This window comes from Petrimonas sp., assembly GCF_963921705.1.
Taxonomy (GTDB): Bacteria; Bacteroidota; Bacteroidia; order Bacteroidales; family Dysgonomonadaceae; genus Petrimonas; species Petrimonas sulfuriphila.
This window is the reverse complement of the sequence record NZ_OY997410.1, coordinates 364,321-384,350: the sequence shown is the minus strand read 5'-3', so window position 1 is coordinate 384,350 and position 20,030 is coordinate 364,321. Positions and strand designations below refer to the sequence as shown.

The window sequence follows — 20,030 nt, the reverse complement described above, 5'->3', positions numbered from 1 at the left end:
GTGGGAAAAAAGGTTCTGCATATATTACTGCCGTTATTTTTGCTGATAAGCATTACGCACCGTTCTTTTGCGCAACGTGCTTCGGTGCAGGCAAGTGTTCAGCCCGCCGAAATTCAGATCGGTGAGCAGGCGCTTATCAACCTGAAGGTTATCGCCCCCAAGGACAAGACCATCCAGTTTCCCGTTTATCAGAAAGAAATCATACCCGGACTGGAAGTGTTAACCATGCTCCCGCCCGATACCGTTATTGAGAACAACGTGGCCACCATGAATTTCAAATACGTGGTCACGTCGTTCGACTCCACGCTGTATTACGTTCCCCATATGCCCGTTTTCGACGGGACCGACACCATCTATTCCAACTCTTTCGGGCTGAAGGTGACATCGCCTGTGCTGAAGGATTCCACAGTAGCATACCTGGAAAAAATGAATACGGGACAAACCGATTCCATTGATTTCCGCCAACTTCAGCTTAATGACATAAAGCCGGTTCAAAAGCCGGCATTTGTATGGACGGATTATCTCTGGATACTGTGGATAGTGCTGGGTCTCATTTTGCTTCTGCTGCTGATCGGCCTGATTATTGTCCTTGTACTCCGGAAAAAGAACAAGGGCTATTTCTTCACCCCGCCGCAAGTGCTGCCGCCGCACGTCCGTGCCCTTCAGGAGCTGGATAAGCTCAGGGCCGGGAAAATCTGGCAACAGGGCCGTGAAAAAGAGTTTTACACGAAGATTACCGATATCCTGCGGGTGTATATGTTTGAACGCTACAGGATAAATGCCATGGAGATGACTTCAGGCGAAATTCTCGTGGAAATAAGAAAAAGGTCGGAAGAAGATTCCATTTACAACAACCTGGTTCAGATTCTTTCGGTAGCAGATATGGTGAAGTTCGCGAAGCATAAACCCTACATGGATGAGAACGACTTAAGTTTGATGAACGCCTATTTCTTTGTCAACCAAACGCGCGAACCCGATCCGCTTCCCGATAAAAAAGAACAGGAAAAGCTAAAAGACGAGATTGATAAAGAAAAATAGACAAAAAAGACGAAAAGTCTGAAACATAAAGGTCTTACAAGAATATGCAATTTGCCAACCCTACATATCTTTATTTGCTGCTGATACTGGCTCCGCTGATCGCGTGGTACATCGTGCGCATGTCTAAAACACAGGCGTCCTTCAAACTGGCTTCCACCCATGCCTTCAACAGTAAGAACAGGGGAGTTAAAACGTACCTGCGCCACCTGCCGTTCGCGCTAAGGATGATGGCAGTTGCGCTGATAATAGTGGTCGTGGCACGCCCGCAGGCGGTGGATAGCTGGGAAGAGTCTGAAACGCAGGGAATTGATATAGTGCTGGCTCTTGACGTGTCGGGGTCGATGCTGGCGCAGGATTTGCAACCCAACCGGCTGGAAGCCGCTAAAAAAGTGGCTGCCGAATTTATCACCGACCGGAAGAATGATAACATCGGATTGGTGATTTTTGCCGGGGAAAGCTTTACACAATGCCCCATGACCACCGACCACAAGGTTCTGTTGAACCTGCTGAACGGTATCGATTTCGGGCTTATCGAAGACGGAACGGCTATCGGGTTGGGGCTGGCAAATGCCGTGAACCGGTTGAAAGACAGTGAGTCCAAATCGAAAGTGGTGATTTTGCTGACGGACGGCTCAAACAACCGCGGGCAGATTGCACCGCTCACCGCGGCCGACCTGGCTCAGTCTTACGGCATCCGCGTATATACCGTCGGCGCCGGAACGAAAGGAATGGCGCCAACACCGGTGCAAACACCTTTCGGAATGCGGTTACAGAACATGCCGGTGGATATCGACGAAAAAACGCTGACCGAAATTGCATCCCTGACCGGAGGAAAATATTTCCGGGCCGAGGACAACGAAAGTCTAAGCAATATATACAGCGAGATTGATGAATTGGAAAAATACCTCATCAGCGTGCAGAATGTTACGCGAAAACAGGAATTGTTCCTTCCGTTTGCACTGCTTGCCCTGGGATTGATTCTGATGGAGTTGGTGTTGAGAAGGACGTGGTTGAGGAATATACCGTAGATGGGGTGTGTTAAGAGAATAAAAAAAAGAAATGTTTAGATTCGAAAATCCGGAATACCTGTACTTGTTTATCGCCATGCCTTTTTTGGTGGCGCTTTACATTTACCTGAACATTAGAAAGCGAAACGATGTGAAGAAACTCGGCGTTCTTTCTACTGTAAAAAAAATGATGCCTGAACTGTCACTCAAGCGCTCCTACTTGAAGTTCTGGCTGATTTTTGCAGCGCTTTGCACGGGAATTATCATGATTGCCCGTCCACAATTTGGGACTAAGGTGGAAAACGTTGAAAAGGAGGGGATTGAGCTGGTAATTGCCATAGACGTTTCCAATTCCATGCTGGCGCGCGATGTTTCTCCCGACAGGTTGTCACGGGCAAAACAGATCTTGTCGAGGATCATCGATGTTCGCAAAAACGATAAGGTAGCCCTCATCGTCTTTGCAGGAGAGGCATATGTCCAGATGCCGCTGACTTCCGATACGCAGTCGGCAAAACTGTTTCTCAATACCATTGATCCGAGTTTGGTGCCCGTTCAAGGGACGGCTATTGCTGAAGCCATAACATTGGGAGTAAGTTCCTTTTCAGGAGACCAGGACGTAGACAAAGCAATGATTCTTATCACCGATGGTGAAGATCACGAAGGGAATGCCAACGAAGCTGCCAGGCAAGCCTCCGATGCCGGAATTATGATAAATGTTATCGGGATAGGGTCGGTGGAAGGAACGCCTGTGCCTGAGTCGGAATACAGCAACAATTACAGGACAGACAGCGGAGGACAGGTGGTTGTCTCGCGGCTGAATGAACAAATGGCTCAGGAGATTGCTCAAAACGGAAAAGGGCTGTATGTGCAGGCCGATAATTCCAATACCGCCGTACGGGCTCTGGAGACGGAATTGAATGAACTGGAGACCAAAAAAACAACCAGCCTTTCTTATTCGGAATATGACGAGAAATTTCCGTTCTTTGCCTGGATATTATTGATTATCTTAATTGTCGAATTCCTGATATACGACAAGAAAAATCCGCTGTTTAAAAATATTCGCTTATTCAGATGAGGTTAAACATATTGAAATACAGTTTGTTGTTGATGATGATGGCTTTGACTCTGCCGCTATCGGCTCAGAAAGAGGTGCGAAAGAATGTACGCAAGGGTAATAAAGCGTACCAGCAGCAAAAATTCTCGGAGGCGTTTACGTTTTACAACGATGCCCTGGCAGAGAACCCGTCGTCGCCCGAAGCCAATTACAATGCAGGCAATACGCTGTACCGCCAAAAAGAATGGGACAAATCCATGGAGAGCTATCAACAATACCTGGCGTTGGAAAAGGAAAATCCGAAAAAAATGTCGGCTGCCTGGCACAATATCGGAAATTCATTGCTGCAAAAGAAAGAACTGGAAAAATCGATGGAGGCTTACAAGATGGCTCTTCGGATGAATCCCGAAGACGAGGAAACACGGTATAACCTGGCGGTAGTTCAAAAGATGATACAGGATCAACAGCAAGACCAACAACAGGAGCAGCAGCAACAGCAAAATCAGGACCAACAGCAACAGGAGCCGCAAAACAACCAGGATCAACCGAAAAAGCCGGAAGAGCAGCAAGAGCCCGAACAAATGTCGCGCGACAATGCCCGTCAGCTATTGCAGGCTATTGAGCAGGACGAAAAAGAAACGCAGGAAAAAGTAAATAAAATAAAGGCGGAGGAGCGAAAACAAAAGGCGGACGAAAACAGGCGAAGAAACAGGGACTGGTAAAACGGATAAAATTACAAATGACGATTTTAGATTTACAATTTTAATGAAATATTTTTTAGAAAAATATAGAGTTACATTCCTTTTTCTGGTCTTACTCTTGACCGGGACAACAACCCTTCAGGCGCAGGTGACTTTTCGCGCATCGGCCCCCAACGGAGTGGTGAAGGGGGAGCAGTTTCGTTTGAGTTACACGCTCAACCAGGAAGGGAAAGACCTTCGTTTGCCTGATTTGAAAGGGTTTGATGTCCTTTTCGGGCCATCTACATCGCGGAGTTTTAGCCAGAGTACGGTCAACGGAAAAACCACCTCTGAAAGTTCGGTAACGTACACGTATATCCTGGTGGCTCCTGAGGAAGGTACCTTCACCATAGAGCCGGCCGCCATTACCGTGAACGGGAGCAGTTACCGCTCTAACGCGCTGACTGTGAAAGTTCTTCCTCCCGATAAGACAGCCGAGAATCGTCAAGGCGGAAATTCAGGTAGTGCCGGTTCAGGTTCTTCATCTGCAGCGCCTGCCACAACCGTAAGTGCCAACGATGCCTTTATCCGTGCTATTGTCTCGAAAAACAGCATGTACGAGCAAGAGGGGTTTACCGTCACTTTCCGGCTCTATACTACACTGAATATTACCGATTTGGGCAAAATAGAGTTTCCCGAGTTTGAAGGGTTCATGGTTGAAGAGGTGACGATAGCATCGAACCAGCAACTCCAGATGGAGCGGTACAACGGACGAAACTATTATACGGCTGATTTAAAGAAAACACTTTTGTTCCCGCAACGGTCCGGTAAAATTACTATTCCGTCGGGACGGTTGGAGATGGTGTTCTCCGTTCCTTCCGGAAAAAAAGTTTCCACCTTCTTTGGAACCCAGGAGGTGATGGCTGATGTGAAAAAAGTCTTGGTTACTAATCCGTTGACAATAAATGTGAAGCCGTTGCCCGAAGGAAAACCGTTGAACTTTTCCAACGCTGTGGGAACCTTTGCCTTTGCTCCCTCTATCAGCACGCAACAAACCCGGGCAAACGAACCGGTTACCGTTTCGGTCGAAATATCGGGAACAGGAAATATGAAACTTATTCAGAACCCTGAGATTAAATTTCCTTCTAATTTCGAGATCTACGATCCGACCGTGACCAATAATTTTCAGGTCACCACCAACGGATTAACCGGCTCCCGGAAAATAGAATACCTTGCTATCCCCCGGTACGAAGGAGATTACGATATTCCGTCCATTGAGTTTTCCTATTTCGATTTGAATACCCATTCCTATAAAACCCTAAAATCGCCCGATTATAATTTACAAATAGCCAAAGGTGACCCTGGAAAAGCCTCGGCAAGCAGCTACGTGAATCAGCAGAACGTCCGCGTGGAACAGGATATCCGTTTTCTGAAAACCGAAGGACCGCAATATCAATACCAGAACAACTTCTTTGCCGGATCCACCGGATACTGGTTGTGGTACTTGATCCCGCTTATTGCACTGATTGTTTTTTACCTGTTTAACCGGAAAATGGCTAGGGAAAATGCCGATGTGGCGAGAATGAGGACCAGAAAAGCGAACAAGATGGCTATCCGAAGGTTGAAGGTTGCGGAAAAATTCCTGAAGGAGCATAACAAAGAAAAATTTTACGACGAAGTACTGCGTGCCCTTTGGGGATATTTCAGCGATAAGTTGTCTATGCCCGTGGCAAACTTAACCAAGGATAATATAGAAAAAGAGCTGTCCGACTACGGAATGGACAATGAGTTAACCGGTAAGTTTATGCAGATACTTAATACTTGCGAGTTTGCGCGTTACGCACCGGCAGAGAGTGATGCGGCTATGGATAAGTTGTACAACGAAACGGTTGATGCCATCGGTAAAATGGAAAGCAAACTAAAAAGAAAGTGATATGCAAACAATCAAAAATACATTGACCCTGGTTCTGCTTTTTTTTGCCACCGTATCTTCTGCACAAAGCACTGTGGAAACAGCTTCCGAAGCGTATCGGAGTGAAGATTACAAAAGAAGTATCCAGCTGTACGAACAGGTGGTGGCCCAACAATTATCGGAGGGGAAAGAGTCCGCAGAAATTTACTACAACCTCGGAAATGCCTATTTCAGGAACGGAGAAACCGCAAAAGCAATCCTGAACTATGAACGTGCTTTGCTCCTTAACCCGGGAGATAGCGACATACGCCACAACCTCCGGTTTGCCCGTACGCGTATCGAAGACAAGATCGATACTTCTGAAAGCTTTTTCCTGACAACCTGGGTAAACAGCTTTAAAAACCTGTTCAACTCCAACACGTGGGCAACCATAGCCATAGCACTCTTTATCGCTTTTCTCTCTTGCATCGCGACGTTTCTTTTTGTAAGAAAAGTGTGGATTAAAAAAACGGCTTTTTACACCGGTATTGTTATTTTTGCCCTGCTTCTTTTGTCCAACGTGTTTGCGTTCAGTCAGAAAAACAACCGCATTCACCGCAACACCGGTATCGTGATGGCTGCGTCTGCATCTATCATGGCTTCGCCCGATGCCAACAGCCAGGAACTTTTCCGTCTGCACGAAGGGACTAAGGTGAAGCTTAATAAGACCGATGGGAACTGGATTGAAATAGAAATTGCCAACGGTAGTGTGGGCTGGACATCGAAAGAGAATGTGGAGGTAATATGAAAGAAGCGGTTGAAAACTTTTTGCCGGTTGAACGGGACCTTTTTTTTGCTTTGAACGGTAGCGATTCGATCTTTCTGGATAATCTCTTCTGGACTTTCACCGGCAGATACGTTTGGGTGCCGTTGCTGTTGTTTCTCGTGGTCGTGTTTTTCTACAAATCGCCGCGCCGGGAAGGTATCCTGGCGACTGTTTTTCTTATTTTGCTGTTTGCCTTGTGCGACCAGGTTTCTTCGGGGTTGTTCAAACCCTTTTTTGAACGATTTCGTCCCACGCACCATCCTGACTTCAAAGAGTTGGTAGATACCGTTAACAACTACCGGGGCGGACGATTTGGATTTATATCCGGGCATGCCACCAACAGTTTCGGCTTGGCTGTCTTCTTTTCGCTTGTTTTTAGAAATCGGTGGGTTACCCTACCTGTCTTCACCTGGGCGATCCTCAACAGCTATTCGCGAATTTACCTGGGCGTACATTTTGTTTCGGATATTGTTGCCGGAGCCATCATCGGATCGTTGCTCGCCTGGATGCTTTATGAACTTTATGCCTGGATAAGGATCCGCTACTTTCATGTTCCGGCTCGGGAAGGCCGATTATCGGTTTACCCGGCTAAAAGCGGCAAGATAACAGGCGTGGTATTTACAGTCTATATACTTTTAATACTATTTTTTAGCCCTTTTTTAGCAACTTTACCACATTGAAGTTTGTTTAGAGGATACAAAGTAACATTTTCGTCATTTTTTTGACGAAAATAATTGGCGTTATCTGAAATATTGTGTAAGTTTAGGGCATAATTCACTAACGAGATTTATCAATCATAAAAATTAAGCAACCATGGCAAGAACTCTCACTTTTAACGAATTAAGAGCATTGAAAGACAAGCTCCCTGACGGTAGTATCCACCGGATAGCTGAAGAATTGGGCCTAAAACCCGAAACGGTAAGAAACTATTTTGGTGGATACAATTACAAAGAAGGCAAAAGTATCGGTGTTCATATCGAGCCCGGCCCCGACGGAGGTATAGTTGTTTTAGATGACTCTACTATATTCGATAAAGCGTTGTCCATATTGGGACTTGAAGATTATCCTGTTTATCAGGAAGAACCTGTTGAGGAAGAGGATAATATCTGATCCATCCTGAGAGATGAAGCCCAATATTTGATGGATTACAGGCAAATATTGGGTTTTTTCTTTTGATAGCTATAAACCATTTTAACGATAAGAACATGGAAAAAGACGATAGAAAACCAGGCAATCCCGAACAGAAGCTGGTGACCGTAGCGATTCACTCCTACGAGAAAGCGGTCATCCTCAAGTCGATCCTCGAGTCGGAAGGAATTCCCGCAGTCATTCACGGTGTGAGTATCATTCAACCTACTGTTCCCGGAAACGTGCGTGTGAGGATAAACGAAAGTGATCTGCCCAGGGCGCTTACCATCATAGAGCAGGTTGATTTTACTTCTAACGTTGAGTCTGAGGATGATCTCGAAAAAGTGAAAGTTAAAAACGAAGTGTTGATACCGGTAGATTTTTCGAACTATACGTTGAAAACCTGTGAATTCGGATTTAATCTCGCTTTTGACATCGGCTGTGAAGTAAAATTGGTCCATTCTTTCTTCACCCCTTATTATCCGATGGCCATACCTTTTGGAGATTCTTTCTCAGTCCAGACATCCGATAAGGATCTTTATAAAGACATTAGAAACAAGATGGAATCGGAAATGAACACGTTGGTCAAAAATATCAGTGAGAGGATTGCCAACAACGAATTTCCCGATGTCAAGTTTTCATACTTGCTGATGGAGGGCCTTCCCGAAGAAGAGATCATCTCCTATTCCAAAAAACAACGTCCACGGGCTATTGTGATGGGTACCCGGGGAAGCAACGCAAAAGATCTTGACCTGATCGGCAGTGTTACCGCAGAAGTGATTGACGGCTGTAAGACGCCAATCTTCGCCATTCCCGAGAACTCCAAGGACCAGGATATTTCTCAAATGAAGAACATTCTTTTCCTGACCAACTTCAGGGAACGTGAATTTAAGGCTTTCGATATCATGATGGGTTTCATAAAGCCTTATCCTGTGAAAGTGTATTTAGCACATATGGCCAGGAAAGAGGATATGTGGGACGAAATCAAGTTGTCGGGAACCCAAAAGTACCTGGAGGAACAATATCCCGATCTCGATATTGATTATGAGGTGATTGACCGTGACAAGCAACTCGAGGTCGTACTCGAAGAATTTGTGAAGGAACATGAGATAGATATGATCGCCATGTCGAGCTCGAGAAGAGGACTGTTTGCCCGTATCTTTAACCCGGGAATCGCGCGAAGGATGCTTTTCCATTCCGATACACCGTTATTGGTGATCAAGGGATTATAAAAAACGAAAAGAGGCCGTCCCGCAGAAATAATTTCCTTTTTGAGACGGCCTCTTTTTTGAGGTACCTGGCGGAGTCGAACCGCCGTAGACGGTTTTGCAGACCGCTACCTAGCCACTCGGTCAAGGTACCGATTTTGCATAAAGTGAATGCAAAGATAATGTATTTATTTTTGTGAACAAAACTCTTCCCTACAATTTATGAAAATAATGACCGAAATGCGTCGCTCACTTTCTTCACCTGCACAATTTCAATTTTTACTTTCGACTTAAAACCTTTCAGGTTGTTGGCCGGAACGATAATGCGTGAGAAGCCCAGTTTTTCGGCTTCGGTAATCCGCTGTTCGATGCGGTTTACCGGGCGGATTTCCCCCGATAGTCCAACTTCTCCGGTGAGGCAGGTATCTCTGTCGACAGCCATATCCAGACTCGACGAAAGGACCGAGCTGATTACCGCCAGATCCATCCCCGGGTCGTTCACACGCAACCCTCCGGCAATATTCAGGAAAACATCCTTTTGTGCCAGTTTAAACCCGGCCCGTTTCTCCAGAACCGCCAGCAGCATGTTCATCCGCCGGATGTCGAATCCCGTTGCCGAGCGCTGCGGATTCCCGCCGTAAGCTGCCGTGCTCACCAGGGCCTGTGTCTCGATAAGAAAAGGTCGGATGCCCTCGATTACCGCTGAGATGGCCACGCCGCTTAGTCCTTCGTGGTTCTGGGTAAGTAAAAGTTCGGACGGGTTATTCACTTCGCGAAGCCCCGATTGGTTCATCTCGTAGATACCCAGTTCTGATGTGCTGCCGAACCGGTTCTTGATACTTCGTAATATGCGGTACATGTAGTGTTGGTCGCCTTCAAACTGCAACACAGTATCCACAATATGTTCCAGTACCTTGGGGCCGGCAATGTTACCCTCTTTGGTGATGTGCCCGATAAGAACGACGGGTGTTCCCGATTGTTTGGCATACTTGAGGATGGATGCGGCACATTCGCGCACCTGAGAAATACTTCCGGGCGATGACTCCATGGCGTCGCTGTAAACGGTTTGGATGGAGTCGACAATTACGAGTTGCGGGGAGATGTTTTTAATATGTTTGAATATTTCGTCGAGATTGGTCTCGCAAACAATCAGGCAATTGTCGTTTTCAATACCGATGCGGTCGGCCCTCAGTTTCAATTGCCTCGCGCTCTCTTCACCGGAAACGTAGAGGGTTCTGATCTCTCCCAGCTTCAGCATGGTTTGCAGTACGAGGGTGGATTTACCGATTCCCGGCTCTCCCCCAATCAGTACCAGGGATGCAGGTACCAGTCCGCCACCCAGTACACGGTTTAATTCCTCGTCGTTCATGTCGATTCTAGGCTCTTGTTCCGCCCTTATCTCGCGAAGCGGTAAAGGTTGGCTCTTCACGCTTTCGAACGAACGTGTATCGGTAACTCTTGAAGGAGCATCTTTTCGCACCAGCTCCTCCACCAGCGATCCCCATTCGCCACAGGCAGGGCATTTCCCCATCCATTTGGGCGATTCGTTGCCGCAGTTGGTACAAAAGTAGGTTGATTTTAGTTTGGCCATGCGTTGAGTTTGTTTACAAAGATAGCGATATTTTTACCCTTCTGAACATTTTTGTATTTTTGTATCCTAAAAAACAAATTCGAAATGAACAGTCCCGTCATCCCTTCACTTATTTCCAACGCTTTAAACATCCGCCTCAATAATGTGGAAAATACCATTAAACTGTTGGAAGGCGGTGCTACCATCCCTTTTATCAGCCGATACCGGAAAGAAGCAACCGGATCGTTGGATGAAGTACAGGTTTCAGAAATTAAATCACTGAATGATAAATTCATTGAGCTCGAAAAACGGAAGAAAACCGTTCTGTCGTCCATCGAAGAACAGGAAAGACTGACACCGGAACTGCAAGAGAGGATCGAAAATTGCTGGGATGCCGTTGCGTTGGAGGATATTTACCTGCCTTACAAACCCAAACGGCAGACGCGCGCGGAGATGGCCAGGAAAAGGGGATTGGAGCCTTTGGCGAAATGGCTGATGCTGCAACAGTATGGGCCGGTTGAAGCGAAAGCCGGGCAGTTTGCCGGAGAAGAACTTGATGATGCCGTTTCGGCGTTAAAAGGGGCGTGTGACATTATTGCCGAATGGGTAAACGAAGATGAAAAAGCCCGTCAGCTCATACGAAACATTTTTGCCCGTGAAGCGGTCATAACCGCCAAAGTGGTGAAAGGCAAAGAACAGGAAGGCGAAAAGTACAGGGATTATTTTGACTTTTCTACTCTTCTTTCCCGGTGTCCCTCGCATCGTCTTCTTGCCATCCGCCGGGGAGAATCGGAAGGGTTTCTTCGGGTATCCATCTCTCCCGACGATGAAAAATGCTTGGATAAGCTAGTGCCCCGATACGCCAAGAACGATAGTGAGGCTGCGGATTACGTTGAAAAAGCGGTGGAGGATGCCTATAAACGCTTGCTCAAACCTTCCATTGAGACTGAGTTTGCCAACCTCTCCAAGGAAAAAGCCGACGAGGCCGCTATAGCTGTTTTTGCCGAGAATCTGCGTCAGCTTCTGCTTTCACCTCCACTGGGGCAGAAGCGGATACTGGCAGTCGACCCGGGATACCGGACGGGATGCAAGCTTGTTTGTCTGGACGAGCAAGGCAATTTACTGCACAACGAAACCATTTATCCGCATCCGCCGCAAAACGAATTTTCGAAGTCGGCGGGTAAGGTTTCCAAGCTGGTTTCCACTTACCGTATCGATGCGATTGCCATCGGCAACGGTACGGCAAGCCGGGAGACCGAGCGCTTCATTGCGAACCTGAGGTACGACCGGGAGGTGAAGGTTTTTGTAGTGAGTGAGAACGGTGCCTCCGTATATTCGGCCTCAAAGACGGCACGTGAAGAGTTCCCGGAGTATGATGTTACAGTGCGCGGGGCAATCTCTATCGGCAGGAGGTTAAGTGATCCGCTCGCGGAACTGGTGAAAATTGATCCGAAATCCATAGGGGTGGGGCAGTATCAGCACGATGTGGACCAGGCAAAACTGAAACGTTCCCTGGATCAAACCGTGGAAAGTTGCGTGAACCTTGTGGGGGTAAACCTTAACACGGCGAGCAAACATTTGCTGATGTATGTTTCGGGTCTAGGTGAGTCCCTGGCACAGAATATCGTGAATTACCGGGCCGAGAACGGTCCTTTCCGCGCACGCGCAGGATTAAGGAAAGTACCCCGTCTGGGTGAAAAAGCTTTCGAGCAATGTGCCGGTTTCCTTCGGATTCCCGACGCCGAAAACCCGCTCGATAACTCTGCCGTCCATCCGGAAAGTTATCCGGTGGTTGAAAGGATGGCCAAGGACCTTAAATGTTCCGTCAAGGAGGTGATCAGTAATAAAGCGCTTGTCGGTACTATCGATATCAACCGCTACAAAACAGATACCATCGGTACCGAAACGCTGACCGATATCCTCCAGGAGCTGGAAAAGCCCGGCCGCGATCCACGCACGAAAGTGCAGGTGTTGGAGTTTGACCCCTCTATCCGTACCATCGCAGACGTGAAAGAAGGAATGGTGGTAAATGGAATCATTACCAATATCACTAACTTCGGTTGTTTCGTGGATTTCGGCATCAAGGAGAACGGCTTGGTCCATATCTCGGAACTGGCCGGCCGCTTCGTATCAAACCCCACCGATGTTGTTTCGTTGCACCAGCACGTGAAAGTAAAAGTGTTGTCGGTAGATTTGGAACGGAAGCGGATCCAGTTGAGCATGAAGGATGCATGAAGCGTAACTTTTATCTGTTCCCCAGAACCGAAACGGCCTTTTAAGCGTTTACTGTTTTAATTCACCCAAAAAATGGAAACGTATGTCGGAAAAGTCCACCCCCATCGATTATAACCGTTTGTTTGAAGGGATCCGCGGTTTTAAAGCGAATGAATTTATTCCGCACCAGCGATTTTTTGAAGAACTGGGTCAGCAACAAAATCCACATACGCTGTTTATCGGATGTTCCGATTCGCGGGTTGTTCCGCATCTGGTAACCCAGACCTTTCCCGGCGAATTGTTTGTTGTAAGGAACATTGCCAATCTAGTCCCTTACTACAAAAAATATTCCGATACCTTCCTGGCCACCTCTGCGGTTATAGAATATGCGGTTAATCAGATGAATGTCAGTAATATTGTGGTGTGTGGACACTCCAACTGCGGGGGCTGTGCGGCCTTATATCAGGATAAAGAGCTCAAAAACCTTCCACATACAAAAAAATGGCTCGAACTGGCATCGCCGGTGAAAAAGATCGTGGAGGAAAAAATCGCCAAAAACAAGATCAGCCTTGAAGAGCGCAGTTCATTTACCGAAAAAATGAATGTGGTGGAGCAGGTCAATCACCTGATGAAATATCCTTATATCCGAAAACGGGTAAGGGAGGGGCGTTTAATCGTCATGGGCTGGTACTACCACATAGACAAGGGGGAGATTTACAATTACGACAAGAAACGACGGAGATTTATCCGGGTTGAGTAATGAATCTTTTGTTTACCACTCGAATTTCAGTTGTTTTTCAATCAAGTGAAAAGTCTGCCGGTGGTGGATCGTTATCCCGTGCTGTTTAATCGCTTCGCGATGCGCACGTGTAGGGTATCCTTTGTTGTGCATCCATCCGTAAACGGGAAATTGATTGTGTAGGTTTTGCATATACTCATCCCGGTATGTTTTTGCCAGCACCGATGCTGCCGCAATCGACAAGTACTTTCCGTCACCCTTTATCACACATGTGTGTGGAATCTGTTGGAACGGATGAAACCGGTTCCCGTCTATCAGGATATGTTCAGGCGTCACGGTCAGCCTGCCCAGGGCTTTGTGCATGGCTTTAACCGATGCCCAGAGGATATTTAACTCGTCAATTTCATCCGGGGTGCACATTTCAACGGCGTAGCACATCGCACTCTGCTCAATGATAGGTCGGAGACGGTTCAGTTCCCTTTCCGATAATTGCTTGGAATCGTTGAGCTCTTCACACCGGAATCCGGGCTTGAGGACAACTGCAGCTGCGAAGACAGGGCCGGCAAGGCATCCGCGTCCCGCTTCGTCGCAACCGGCTTCGATGCAACCGGGGTGAAGGCAGCTCTCCAACGGTTTGTGTTGCTTCATTTAAGATTAATTTTCAGTTTGTTGTCTGCCGGGGGGAAATCGAGCTGAAAAGAATTTATGTCGAAATTCTCATCATCCATTACTTCAGCAAATTGTTGGATTGAGCGGAGCATGCCCTCATCAAGAACTTCATCGCCCTTCAGGTGCAATACATTTAAGCCAGTGAGCAGTTCGACCAACGCTTCCCGGGCATCATCCGCGAAAGGTATTCCCGTTTGTTGAAGTCGTGCCCGGACGCCTCGACGAATGATCGATTCCGTTGTTTTGCGGTATTTATCCTGCAAACCGGCTGTCCCGGGAACAGATTCGATAAAGCGGGTATCGATGGAGAGAGACGTGGAGTCGAGTGTTATCAGTCGATAAGGGAACGGATACTGTGACAGGCTTCCGGTTTCCACATCGTACAAGATGTTTCCTGCAGAACCCGTGAACTGTGTAATATCGTTGGAGTGGAAGTGTCCGGTAAATACGATTTTCAAGCCGGCAGCGGCAAGGATTCCTGCGGCAGACTCCCAGTTTTCCAGTATATGGCCCGGAAAAAACGTGGCCTGATAAGGCATGTGTTCTACAATGCCGTGATGCATCATACCCAGGACAGTAACGTTTTTTGCTTTTGCCTGGCGAAGGATATCAAGTGCCCAATTCATCGTTGAGGGGAGAATCCGCCCACCCGAAACTGACGTGGTTTTATGTTCTGCATATCGATTGGTATCGAAACAAAGCAACCACGTGTTTTCGTTAATTTCCGCCAGATAACTTAATGAGGCAGTGTCGAGTTTTAGCGCGCCGTTATAGCCGAAGGGCCCATAAATTTCAGGAAACTCTTTAGCCGAAATACTTTGTACTAGAGTAAGGGTGTCACCGATATATGCCCTGGAGTCGGGGATGTTGATGTCGTGGTTCCCGGGGATGACCAGGATTCGCATTCCACGCTGTTGTAAAGGATAGAGCTTTTTGGTAAAGTCGACATGGCTTTGTTTCTCGCCATGGTTCGTTATGTCTCCTGTGATGAGCAATATGTCTGTTCCCGCAGCTTCTATCTCCGCGAGAGTCTTGTCGAGAACGGCGTGTAAATCGGAAATGTTTCTACCCGTGGCTGTTTCATACTTTTCCAGAGCTGCTCCCGGTTGAGCTATCTCTGGGCTCAAGTAATGTATGTCGCTGAGAATGGCGATTCTCACCGGTTGCGAAACAACATTAGTCGATGGAAAAAGGAATAAGAGCAGCAAAAAAAAGCTGTATTTCTTCATGGCGATGTTCTACTTCAGATTAAAAGGTTGATTCTTCTTATTTCCCCATACATGCTCTGCCAGTTCGGGATGGTCGATAAACGGATTTCGGTTTTTCTGGATGCCAAAGACGGCTTGGTTGCGGTCCCGTTCCTTGGTGCTGACCGGATCTTCGCGATGCCACCGCAGAAACATTTCAAGTGCCCAGTTTTTAATGGCCGGATAGGTGTTTCCTCCAACCTGTGGCGATTCCCAGCTGGCAACGTTGCTCTCATAAGCCGTAACCATATAGAAATAGGTTCGGGCAAAATCGCCCTTGTACTCATCTATTGGCTCAAAAACGGTTTGAGTGAAATTACCGGATGTATTTTGTCCGATTCTCGAACCGTTTGCCGACTTCCAAGAAAAAATACCAACTTCACCCAGTGGCAAATTTCCCCGCCGGTTGTTCACGTATCCGTCGGTTGGGTAAATGTGGAAAAGGTCGGAATACATGGGTGATGCTCCCTTAAACCAGCTTTGAGGAATGGTGTGTTCGCGGTTATAGCAATCACCTTCGCGGCGGTAAGTGCCACATTTCTTATGATGAAACGAGAAGGAGTAAATTATTTCCCCGCCGGGATTATCGGAATACATATCCCAGACAGAACCGTCGGCCTTAACGTCGGTTTTTTCAAAAGCCGACCAGATCTCAGCGTACGAAACGATATCTGGATTGCCGATTATACCGAAAAGTGCTGTTTTTAGTTCCGCCTCTTTTTTCCCCGTAGCCGTGCTGTAATATTCCCGGTAAGTGTTTGTAGACAGGTTTGTGCCGGAGTCCGACGGCTTTTGTTTGCATGCCAGACAGAGGGCAAACAGAGACAGATACAGAAGAAAACGAAAAAGTCTCATTGTATGCTGTGGGTGAGATACCCGTAATGTTAAGATTGCAGCAGACGCTCTATCTCCTCAATGTCGGCGCGAAAGCCTTTGTCTACTTCAGACAGGTCCCTGATGGTGTTGCAAGCGTGTAGGACAGTAGCGTGATTTCGGTTTCCCACCTGAATTCCGATCTGAGAAAGCGACAGTTCGGTGTGTTTCTTGATGAAAAACATGGTTACCTGACGTGCCTGTACAATTTCTCTTTTTCGGGAGGCTGATTGAATCAAATCTCTCTTTACATTGTAGAAATCACTGACCGTTTCCTGGATCTTTTGCACGGTAATCTTTTTCTTCTCGAAACGGATATTTTGCTCCATAACGCGGCGTGCCAGACTAATGTCAATTTCACGGTTGTTGATGATGGAGTGAGCCATTAGCGAAACAATGATGCCTTCCAGGTCGCGCACATTTTCCGTCACGTTTTCAGCAATAAATTCGATTACCTGATCGGAGATAGTCAGTCCGTCGGTTAAGATCTTATGCTTCAGTATTTTTTTGCGAAGTTCTTTGTCCGGACGCTCCAGTTTGGTGGAAAGCCCCCAACGGAAACGAGTTAATAAACGTTCTTCCATTCCCTGCATTTCGGTGGGCGAACAATCCGATGTCATGACCAGTTGCTTGTTGTTCTGATGCAAATGGTTGAAGATGTGAAAAAAAGTGTTTTGGGTTTTTTCCAATCCGGATAATTCCTGAATATCATCAATAATGAGGACATCAATGCTTTGGTAAAAGTTGATGAAATCGTTTATCGTGTTGAAACGCCGGGCATCGGTGTATTGTACCTTAAACAGGTGTGCCGTAATATAAAGAACTTTCTTGTCCGGATATAGTTCAAGCACTTTCGATCCAACAGCGTGACAAAGGTGCGTTTTTCCAACTCCCGATTTTCCGTACACGAAAAGCGGATTAAAAGCGGTTTTTGCCGGATTTAAACCCACGGCTTCGGCTGCGGTGCGCGCCAGGCGGTTGCTTTCGCCTTCGAAGAAGTTGTTAAACGTGTATTTGGAATTTATCTGGGAATCGAACTCAGCCGGTTCAACCCTGTCGAAAGGACTAGGTACCTTTACAGAAACCGGATTTTGATTTTTCTTGTCTGAAACAGTGAATTTGGGCTCCCCGCGCATCTCCACCATAGTATTGCTTTCCGCCTCCACCAGGATGCGGTAGTTGAGAATAGTTCCTTCTCCTATTTTGCGGTAGAGGGTCTGCTGGATAAGATCAATGTATTTGTCCTCAAGATATTCGTAAAAAAACTGACTGGGTACTTGAATGGTGAGAACATTGTCTTCATATTTCAACGGGACAATTGGACTAAACCACGTGTTGAATGCAGCTTCGGGGATAATATCACGAATTACATCAAGACAGTTCTTCCATAAAATTTTGTAGTCAGTGTTCATTCGAATAAATTAACGATTTTCCTCTCTTCTATTGGTTGTGTTTAATTAATTTGGGGAATACAAATTTTCAAAAAAAAATCGAGAAAAAAAAATCCTGTTTCCTTTGTTTTTCCTGAAATAAAAACACTCGCTTAATTATCAATTGGATAGGCGTATGCTGCTGTTTATAAGCGGGTTGGTCCTGAATTCATTGTCGTAATCAATTGATATATAGAGCTCTGTGATAAGTGTATAGTCTTTACCCGTTTGTACAAAATAAGCATGTGTTTTATGTCTTAAACTCAATTACCCAAAGGGTTTATCATACTACGAAAAACAGGGCTGATATTTAGAATCATTCTATATAAAGTTTGATCGGCAAATTTATTCCATATTTAGGAAACTTAGAACAGGCGCACCCTTATGCTCAAATATCGCTCGGGATTTTCACGAATATCTTCCAGCAGTTTTGTTGCAGTTTGTATGGTGTTTGTCAAACTATCGTGTAACTGGGTGTCGTTAGTTAATTTCCCCAATGAATTGTCGGTACTGGTCAGTTTTGATGACAGTATCTTCAGGTTTTCTACCGTATTGTCGATTGAGTTGAACGTCTTTTGGAGTTCCAGCGAATTAAGTTCTGCCGTAACCTCTTTTAAATCGTTGGAAACGGCTGTGAGGTTTTGGGTTACTGTTGGTAAATCTTTTCGGATCGATGCCATTACAGCGTTCACGCTTTTGCTGGATTCATCCAGTTGGGCAACTGTAGATCCGATACCTGCTATCGATTGTTCCCACATTGGATTAGACATCAGTTTGTTCAGTGTCAGGACTACAGAGTCTATGTGTGTCAGAATGGAGTCAGCCTTGGGGGCAACGTTGGCAACGCTGTTCATCATCCCTTGTTTCTGCCGGCCGTGCAGCGTGTCTCCGGGAGAAAGAAGCTTTGAAGCCTCTTTATTTGCAACCAGGCTTACCGTAGAGGCTCCCAGTAGATCCGATCCAAATTCGAAATAACTCCCCTGCGGAATCCGATAATCGCCTTCGAGGTTGATGTCCACAGCGAACTGGATCGGGTCTGTACTGTGCATTTTGATGGCGTTGACCAGTCCGATCTGGTATCCGTTTACATAAACCGGTGATGAGGGGTAAAGTCCGGTAACATCATCGAACATGACAACGTAGGTGTTTTGCTTTTTCAAAATATTTGTTCCCTTCAGAAAGTTCACTCCAAAATAAAGGAGAACCAGGGCTATAAGAAAGGAAACTCCGATGATGAAATTTCTGCTGAACTTGCCTTGAGCTTGCATAAATTATTCTTATTTTACTCTTTTGCCGTCCCTGAATTCAACAATGAAAGCGTCTTTGAATTTTCTTTGAACGGTTTTGAGTGTTTTGTTTGCTTCATTAAGATCGGATGACCGGCCGTACGTGTATTTATATGTTTTGCCGTCTAAATAAAAATCTACCGGATTCAACCCTTTCAGTTGCGAAGAATTATCGGCCAGTTTTCGGGGAGCTGTAAGGAACTGTATCCTGTATTCGCTTGTTCCGGTTACATCCATCCCGGTAGAGGGAGGGTTGGCTGCAATTGTCTTTCGTTGTTCCGGATTGGTAAATACATGACTTTTTTTGTCGTATTCGTGTTTGTATTCCTTAAAAGCCAAATAAACGGAGTTTGCCAATGATCTTTGTCCGCTTTCGGTTTTCATATACTTTTCGTCGGAAGGATTTGAAATGTACCCCAGCTCCACAAGGATACTCGGCATAGCCACTTCCCGGAGCACCAGAAAACCGGCCTGCCTGACATCCCGGTTAGTCCTTTTCGAGTTGTTTACCAGCCTGTTTTGTACCAACGATGCAAAGTAAACGCTTTGCTGAAGGTACTGGTCGGTCATAAACTCAAACATGATGTATGACTCTGGCTCGTTAGGGTCAAATCCCTGGTACTTGGTGGAATAATCATCTTCATAGAGAATTACCGAGTTTTCCGCTTTGGCAACATCCAGGTTGTCCTTGCTCCGGTGCAGCCCCAACACAAATGTCTCCACGCCTTGCGGAGACCTTTTTCTCCTGTCAAGCGCATTACAGTGTAGCGAAATATACAGGTCGGCCTTAGCTTTGTTGGCTATCTCGGCCCTTTTGTTTAATTCTACGAACCTATCGGTATCTCTTGTGTATAAAACTTTTACGTCCGGATGGTTATTCTTGATGAGTTCGCCTAGCTTTTTCCCGACAACAAGAACGATGTCCTTTTCTTTTGAGCTTGATCCGATCGCACCTGGATCGCGGCCTCCGTGGCCGGGGTCAATAACAACCGTGAATCCGTTTTTTTGAGCAAAAGCACTTTCTGCCGGAATCAGAAATAAAACTCCTAAACCGTAAATAATAAGTTTTTTCAGTCGTAACAGCATCTTTCTGTCAGTTTTATTTCATACAAAAATAGATAATTATTTTGTACTAAAGCGCAGTAAGCCGTGATTACACTATTTTTAACA

The 20,030-nt window shown here is 46.2% G+C and carries 18 protein-coding genes and 1 tRNA gene; 11 read left to right on the top strand and 8 right to left on the bottom strand.

Features of this window, described 5'->3' with window-relative positions:
- The 9 genes from AACM02_RS01635 (at position 1) to AACM02_RS01595 (ending at position 8,856) form a co-directional block, all read left to right on the top strand.
- Positions 1–1,038, top strand: a complete 1,038-nt coding sequence (locus AACM02_RS01635; protein ID WP_214063022.1) for a hypothetical protein — start codon at positions 1–3, stop codon at positions 1,036–1,038.
- A gap of 44 nt (positions 1,039–1,082) precedes the next feature.
- Positions 1,083–2,066, top strand: coding sequence for a VWA domain-containing protein (locus AACM02_RS01630; RefSeq protein WP_214063021.1), 984 nt, complete (start codon positions 1,083–1,085; stop codon positions 2,064–2,066).
- A 31-nt stretch (positions 2,067–2,097) separates the two neighbouring features.
- Positions 2,098–3,120: a VWA domain-containing protein gene (locus tag AACM02_RS01625; RefSeq protein WP_214063020.1), complete on the top strand. Its 1,023-nt coding sequence runs from the start codon at positions 2,098–2,100 to the stop codon at positions 3,118–3,120.
- Positions 3,117–3,821, top strand: coding sequence for a tetratricopeptide repeat protein (locus tag AACM02_RS01620; RefSeq protein WP_214063019.1), 705 nt, complete (start codon positions 3,117–3,119; stop codon positions 3,819–3,821). Before AACM02_RS01625 ends, AACM02_RS01620 begins: the two co-directional genes overlap by 4 nt.
- A gap of 43 nt (positions 3,822–3,864) precedes the next feature.
- Entirely contained in the window at positions 3,865–5,712 is a 1,848-nt protein-coding gene (locus AACM02_RS01615) for a BatD family protein (protein WP_339115874.1), read from the top strand.
- Position 5,713: 1 nt separating this feature from the next.
- Positions 5,714–6,478, top strand: a complete 765-nt coding sequence (locus tag AACM02_RS01610) for a tetratricopeptide repeat protein (protein ID WP_214063017.1) — start codon at positions 5,714–5,716, stop codon at positions 6,476–6,478.
- The gene (locus AACM02_RS01605; protein WP_332455826.1) at positions 6,475–7,176 is read left to right on the top strand and encodes a phosphatase PAP2 family protein; all 702 of its coding nucleotides are present in this window, start codon (positions 6,475–6,477) and stop codon (positions 7,174–7,176) included. The genes AACM02_RS01610 and AACM02_RS01605 overlap by 4 nt, the downstream gene beginning before the upstream one ends.
- Before the next feature lie 133 nt (positions 7,177–7,309).
- Positions 7,310–7,606, top strand: a complete 297-nt coding sequence (locus tag AACM02_RS01600) for a DNA-binding protein (protein WP_332455827.1) — start codon at positions 7,310–7,312, stop codon at positions 7,604–7,606.
- Positions 7,607–7,701: 95 nt separating this feature from the next.
- Complete coding sequence (locus AACM02_RS01595) at positions 7,702–8,856, top strand: universal stress protein (protein ID WP_214062166.1); 1,155 nt, start codon at positions 7,702–7,704, stop codon at positions 8,854–8,856.
- 59 nt (positions 8,857–8,915) lie between these two features.
- Here the strand turns inward: AACM02_RS01595 and AACM02_RS01590 are convergent.
- Both AACM02_RS01590 and radA read right to left on the bottom strand, forming a co-directional pair.
- Positions 8,916–8,986 (bottom strand) — tRNA-Cys (locus AACM02_RS01590).
- Between the two features lie 66 nt (positions 8,987–9,052).
- Positions 9,053–10,423 carry a DNA repair protein RadA gene (gene radA / locus AACM02_RS01585; protein WP_332455828.1) on the bottom strand — a complete coding sequence of 457 codons (1,371 nt, stop codon included), beginning with the start codon at positions 10,421–10,423 and terminating at the stop codon, positions 9,053–9,055.
- Positions 10,424–10,507: 84 nt separating this feature from the next.
- Between radA and AACM02_RS01580 the strand changes: the two genes are divergently transcribed.
- The gene (locus AACM02_RS01580) at positions 10,508–12,637 is read left to right on the top strand and encodes a Tex family protein (RefSeq protein WP_332455829.1); all 2,130 of its coding nucleotides are present in this window, start codon (positions 10,508–10,510) and stop codon (positions 12,635–12,637) included.
- Between the two features lie 82 nt (positions 12,638–12,719).
- Positions 12,720–13,376: a carbonic anhydrase gene (locus AACM02_RS01575; protein WP_214063399.1), complete on the top strand. Its 657-nt coding sequence runs from the start codon at positions 12,720–12,722 to the stop codon at positions 13,374–13,376.
- 12 nt (positions 13,377–13,388) lie between these two features.
- On the opposite strand, the gene AACM02_RS01570 is transcribed toward AACM02_RS01575, so the two are convergent.
- From AACM02_RS01570 to AACM02_RS01545, 6 genes are all read right to left on the bottom strand, one after another.
- Positions 13,389–14,003 carry a ribonuclease HII gene (locus AACM02_RS01570; RefSeq protein ID WP_339115873.1) on the bottom strand — a complete coding sequence of 205 codons (615 nt, stop codon included), beginning with the start codon at positions 14,001–14,003 and terminating at the stop codon, positions 13,389–13,391.
- Positions 14,000–15,253: a metallophosphoesterase gene (locus AACM02_RS01565; protein ID WP_339115872.1), complete on the bottom strand. Its 1,254-nt coding sequence runs from the start codon at positions 15,251–15,253 to the stop codon at positions 14,000–14,002. Before AACM02_RS01565 ends, AACM02_RS01570 begins: the two co-directional genes overlap by 4 nt.
- A gap of 9 nt (positions 15,254–15,262) precedes the next feature.
- Complete coding sequence (locus tag AACM02_RS01560; protein WP_339115871.1) at positions 15,263–16,126, bottom strand: endonuclease; 864 nt, start codon at positions 16,124–16,126, stop codon at positions 15,263–15,265.
- Between the two features lie 29 nt (positions 16,127–16,155).
- Positions 16,156–17,556 (bottom strand): chromosomal replication initiator protein DnaA, encoded by a 1,401-nt coding sequence (gene dnaA / locus AACM02_RS01555; protein WP_339115870.1) that lies wholly within the window; start codon positions 17,554–17,556, stop codon positions 16,156–16,158.
- Between the two features lie 383 nt (positions 17,557–17,939).
- Complete coding sequence (locus AACM02_RS01550; protein ID WP_332455834.1) at positions 17,940–18,842, bottom strand: MlaD family protein; 903 nt, start codon at positions 18,840–18,842, stop codon at positions 17,940–17,942.
- Positions 18,843–18,851: 9 nt separating this feature from the next.
- The gene (locus AACM02_RS01545) at positions 18,852–19,946 is read right to left on the bottom strand and encodes an N-acetylmuramoyl-L-alanine amidase (RefSeq protein WP_339115869.1); all 1,095 of its coding nucleotides are present in this window, start codon (positions 19,944–19,946) and stop codon (positions 18,852–18,854) included.
- Positions 19,947–20,030: the final 84 nt, after the last annotated feature.

Bases quoted from the DNA above. Each gene is read 5' to 3' on its own strand.
- AACM02_RS01575 (WP_214063399.1), top strand. From the start codon at position 12,720: ATGTCGGAAAAGTCCACCCCCATCGATTATAACCGTTTGTTTGAAGGG.
- AACM02_RS01630 (WP_214063021.1), top strand. From the start codon at position 1,083: ATGCAATTTGCCAACCCTACATATCTTTATTTGCTGCTGATACTGGCT.
- dnaA (WP_339115870.1), bottom strand. From the start codon at position 17,556: ATGAACACTGACTACAAAATTTTATGGAAGAACTGTCTTGATGTAATT.
- radA (WP_332455828.1), bottom strand. From the start codon at position 10,423: ATGGCCAAACTAAAATCAACCTACTTTTGTACCAACTGCGGCAACGAA.
- AACM02_RS01595 (WP_214062166.1), top strand. From the start codon at position 7,702: ATGGAAAAAGACGATAGAAAACCAGGCAATCCCGAACAGAAGCTGGTG.
- AACM02_RS01625 (WP_214063020.1), top strand. From the start codon at position 2,098: ATGTTTAGATTCGAAAATCCGGAATACCTGTACTTGTTTATCGCCATG.
- AACM02_RS01550 (WP_332455834.1), bottom strand. From the start codon at position 18,842: ATGCAAGCTCAAGGCAAGTTCAGCAGAAATTTCATCATCGGAGTTTCC.
- AACM02_RS01560 (WP_339115871.1), bottom strand. From the start codon at position 16,126: ATGAGACTTTTTCGTTTTCTTCTGTATCTGTCTCTGTTTGCCCTCTGT.
- AACM02_RS01570 (WP_339115873.1), bottom strand. From the start codon at position 14,003: ATGAAGCAACACAAACCGTTGGAGAGCTGCCTTCACCCCGGTTGCATC.
- AACM02_RS01615 (WP_339115874.1), top strand. From the start codon at position 3,865: ATGAAATATTTTTTAGAAAAATATAGAGTTACATTCCTTTTTCTGGTC.
- AACM02_RS01600 (WP_332455827.1), top strand. From the start codon at position 7,310: ATGGCAAGAACTCTCACTTTTAACGAATTAAGAGCATTGAAAGACAAG.
- AACM02_RS01565 (WP_339115872.1), bottom strand. From the start codon at position 15,253: ATGAAGAAATACAGCTTTTTTTTGCTGCTCTTATTCCTTTTTCCATCG.
- AACM02_RS01580 (WP_332455829.1), top strand. From the start codon at position 10,508: ATGAACAGTCCCGTCATCCCTTCACTTATTTCCAACGCTTTAAACATC.
- AACM02_RS01620 (WP_214063019.1), top strand. From the start codon at position 3,117: ATGAGGTTAAACATATTGAAATACAGTTTGTTGTTGATGATGATGGCT.
- AACM02_RS01605 (WP_332455826.1), top strand. From the start codon at position 6,475: ATGAAAGAAGCGGTTGAAAACTTTTTGCCGGTTGAACGGGACCTTTTT.
- AACM02_RS01545 (WP_339115869.1), bottom strand. From the start codon at position 19,946: ATGCTGTTACGACTGAAAAAACTTATTATTTACGGTTTAGGAGTTTTA.
- AACM02_RS01610 (WP_214063017.1), top strand. From the start codon at position 5,714: ATGCAAACAATCAAAAATACATTGACCCTGGTTCTGCTTTTTTTTGCC.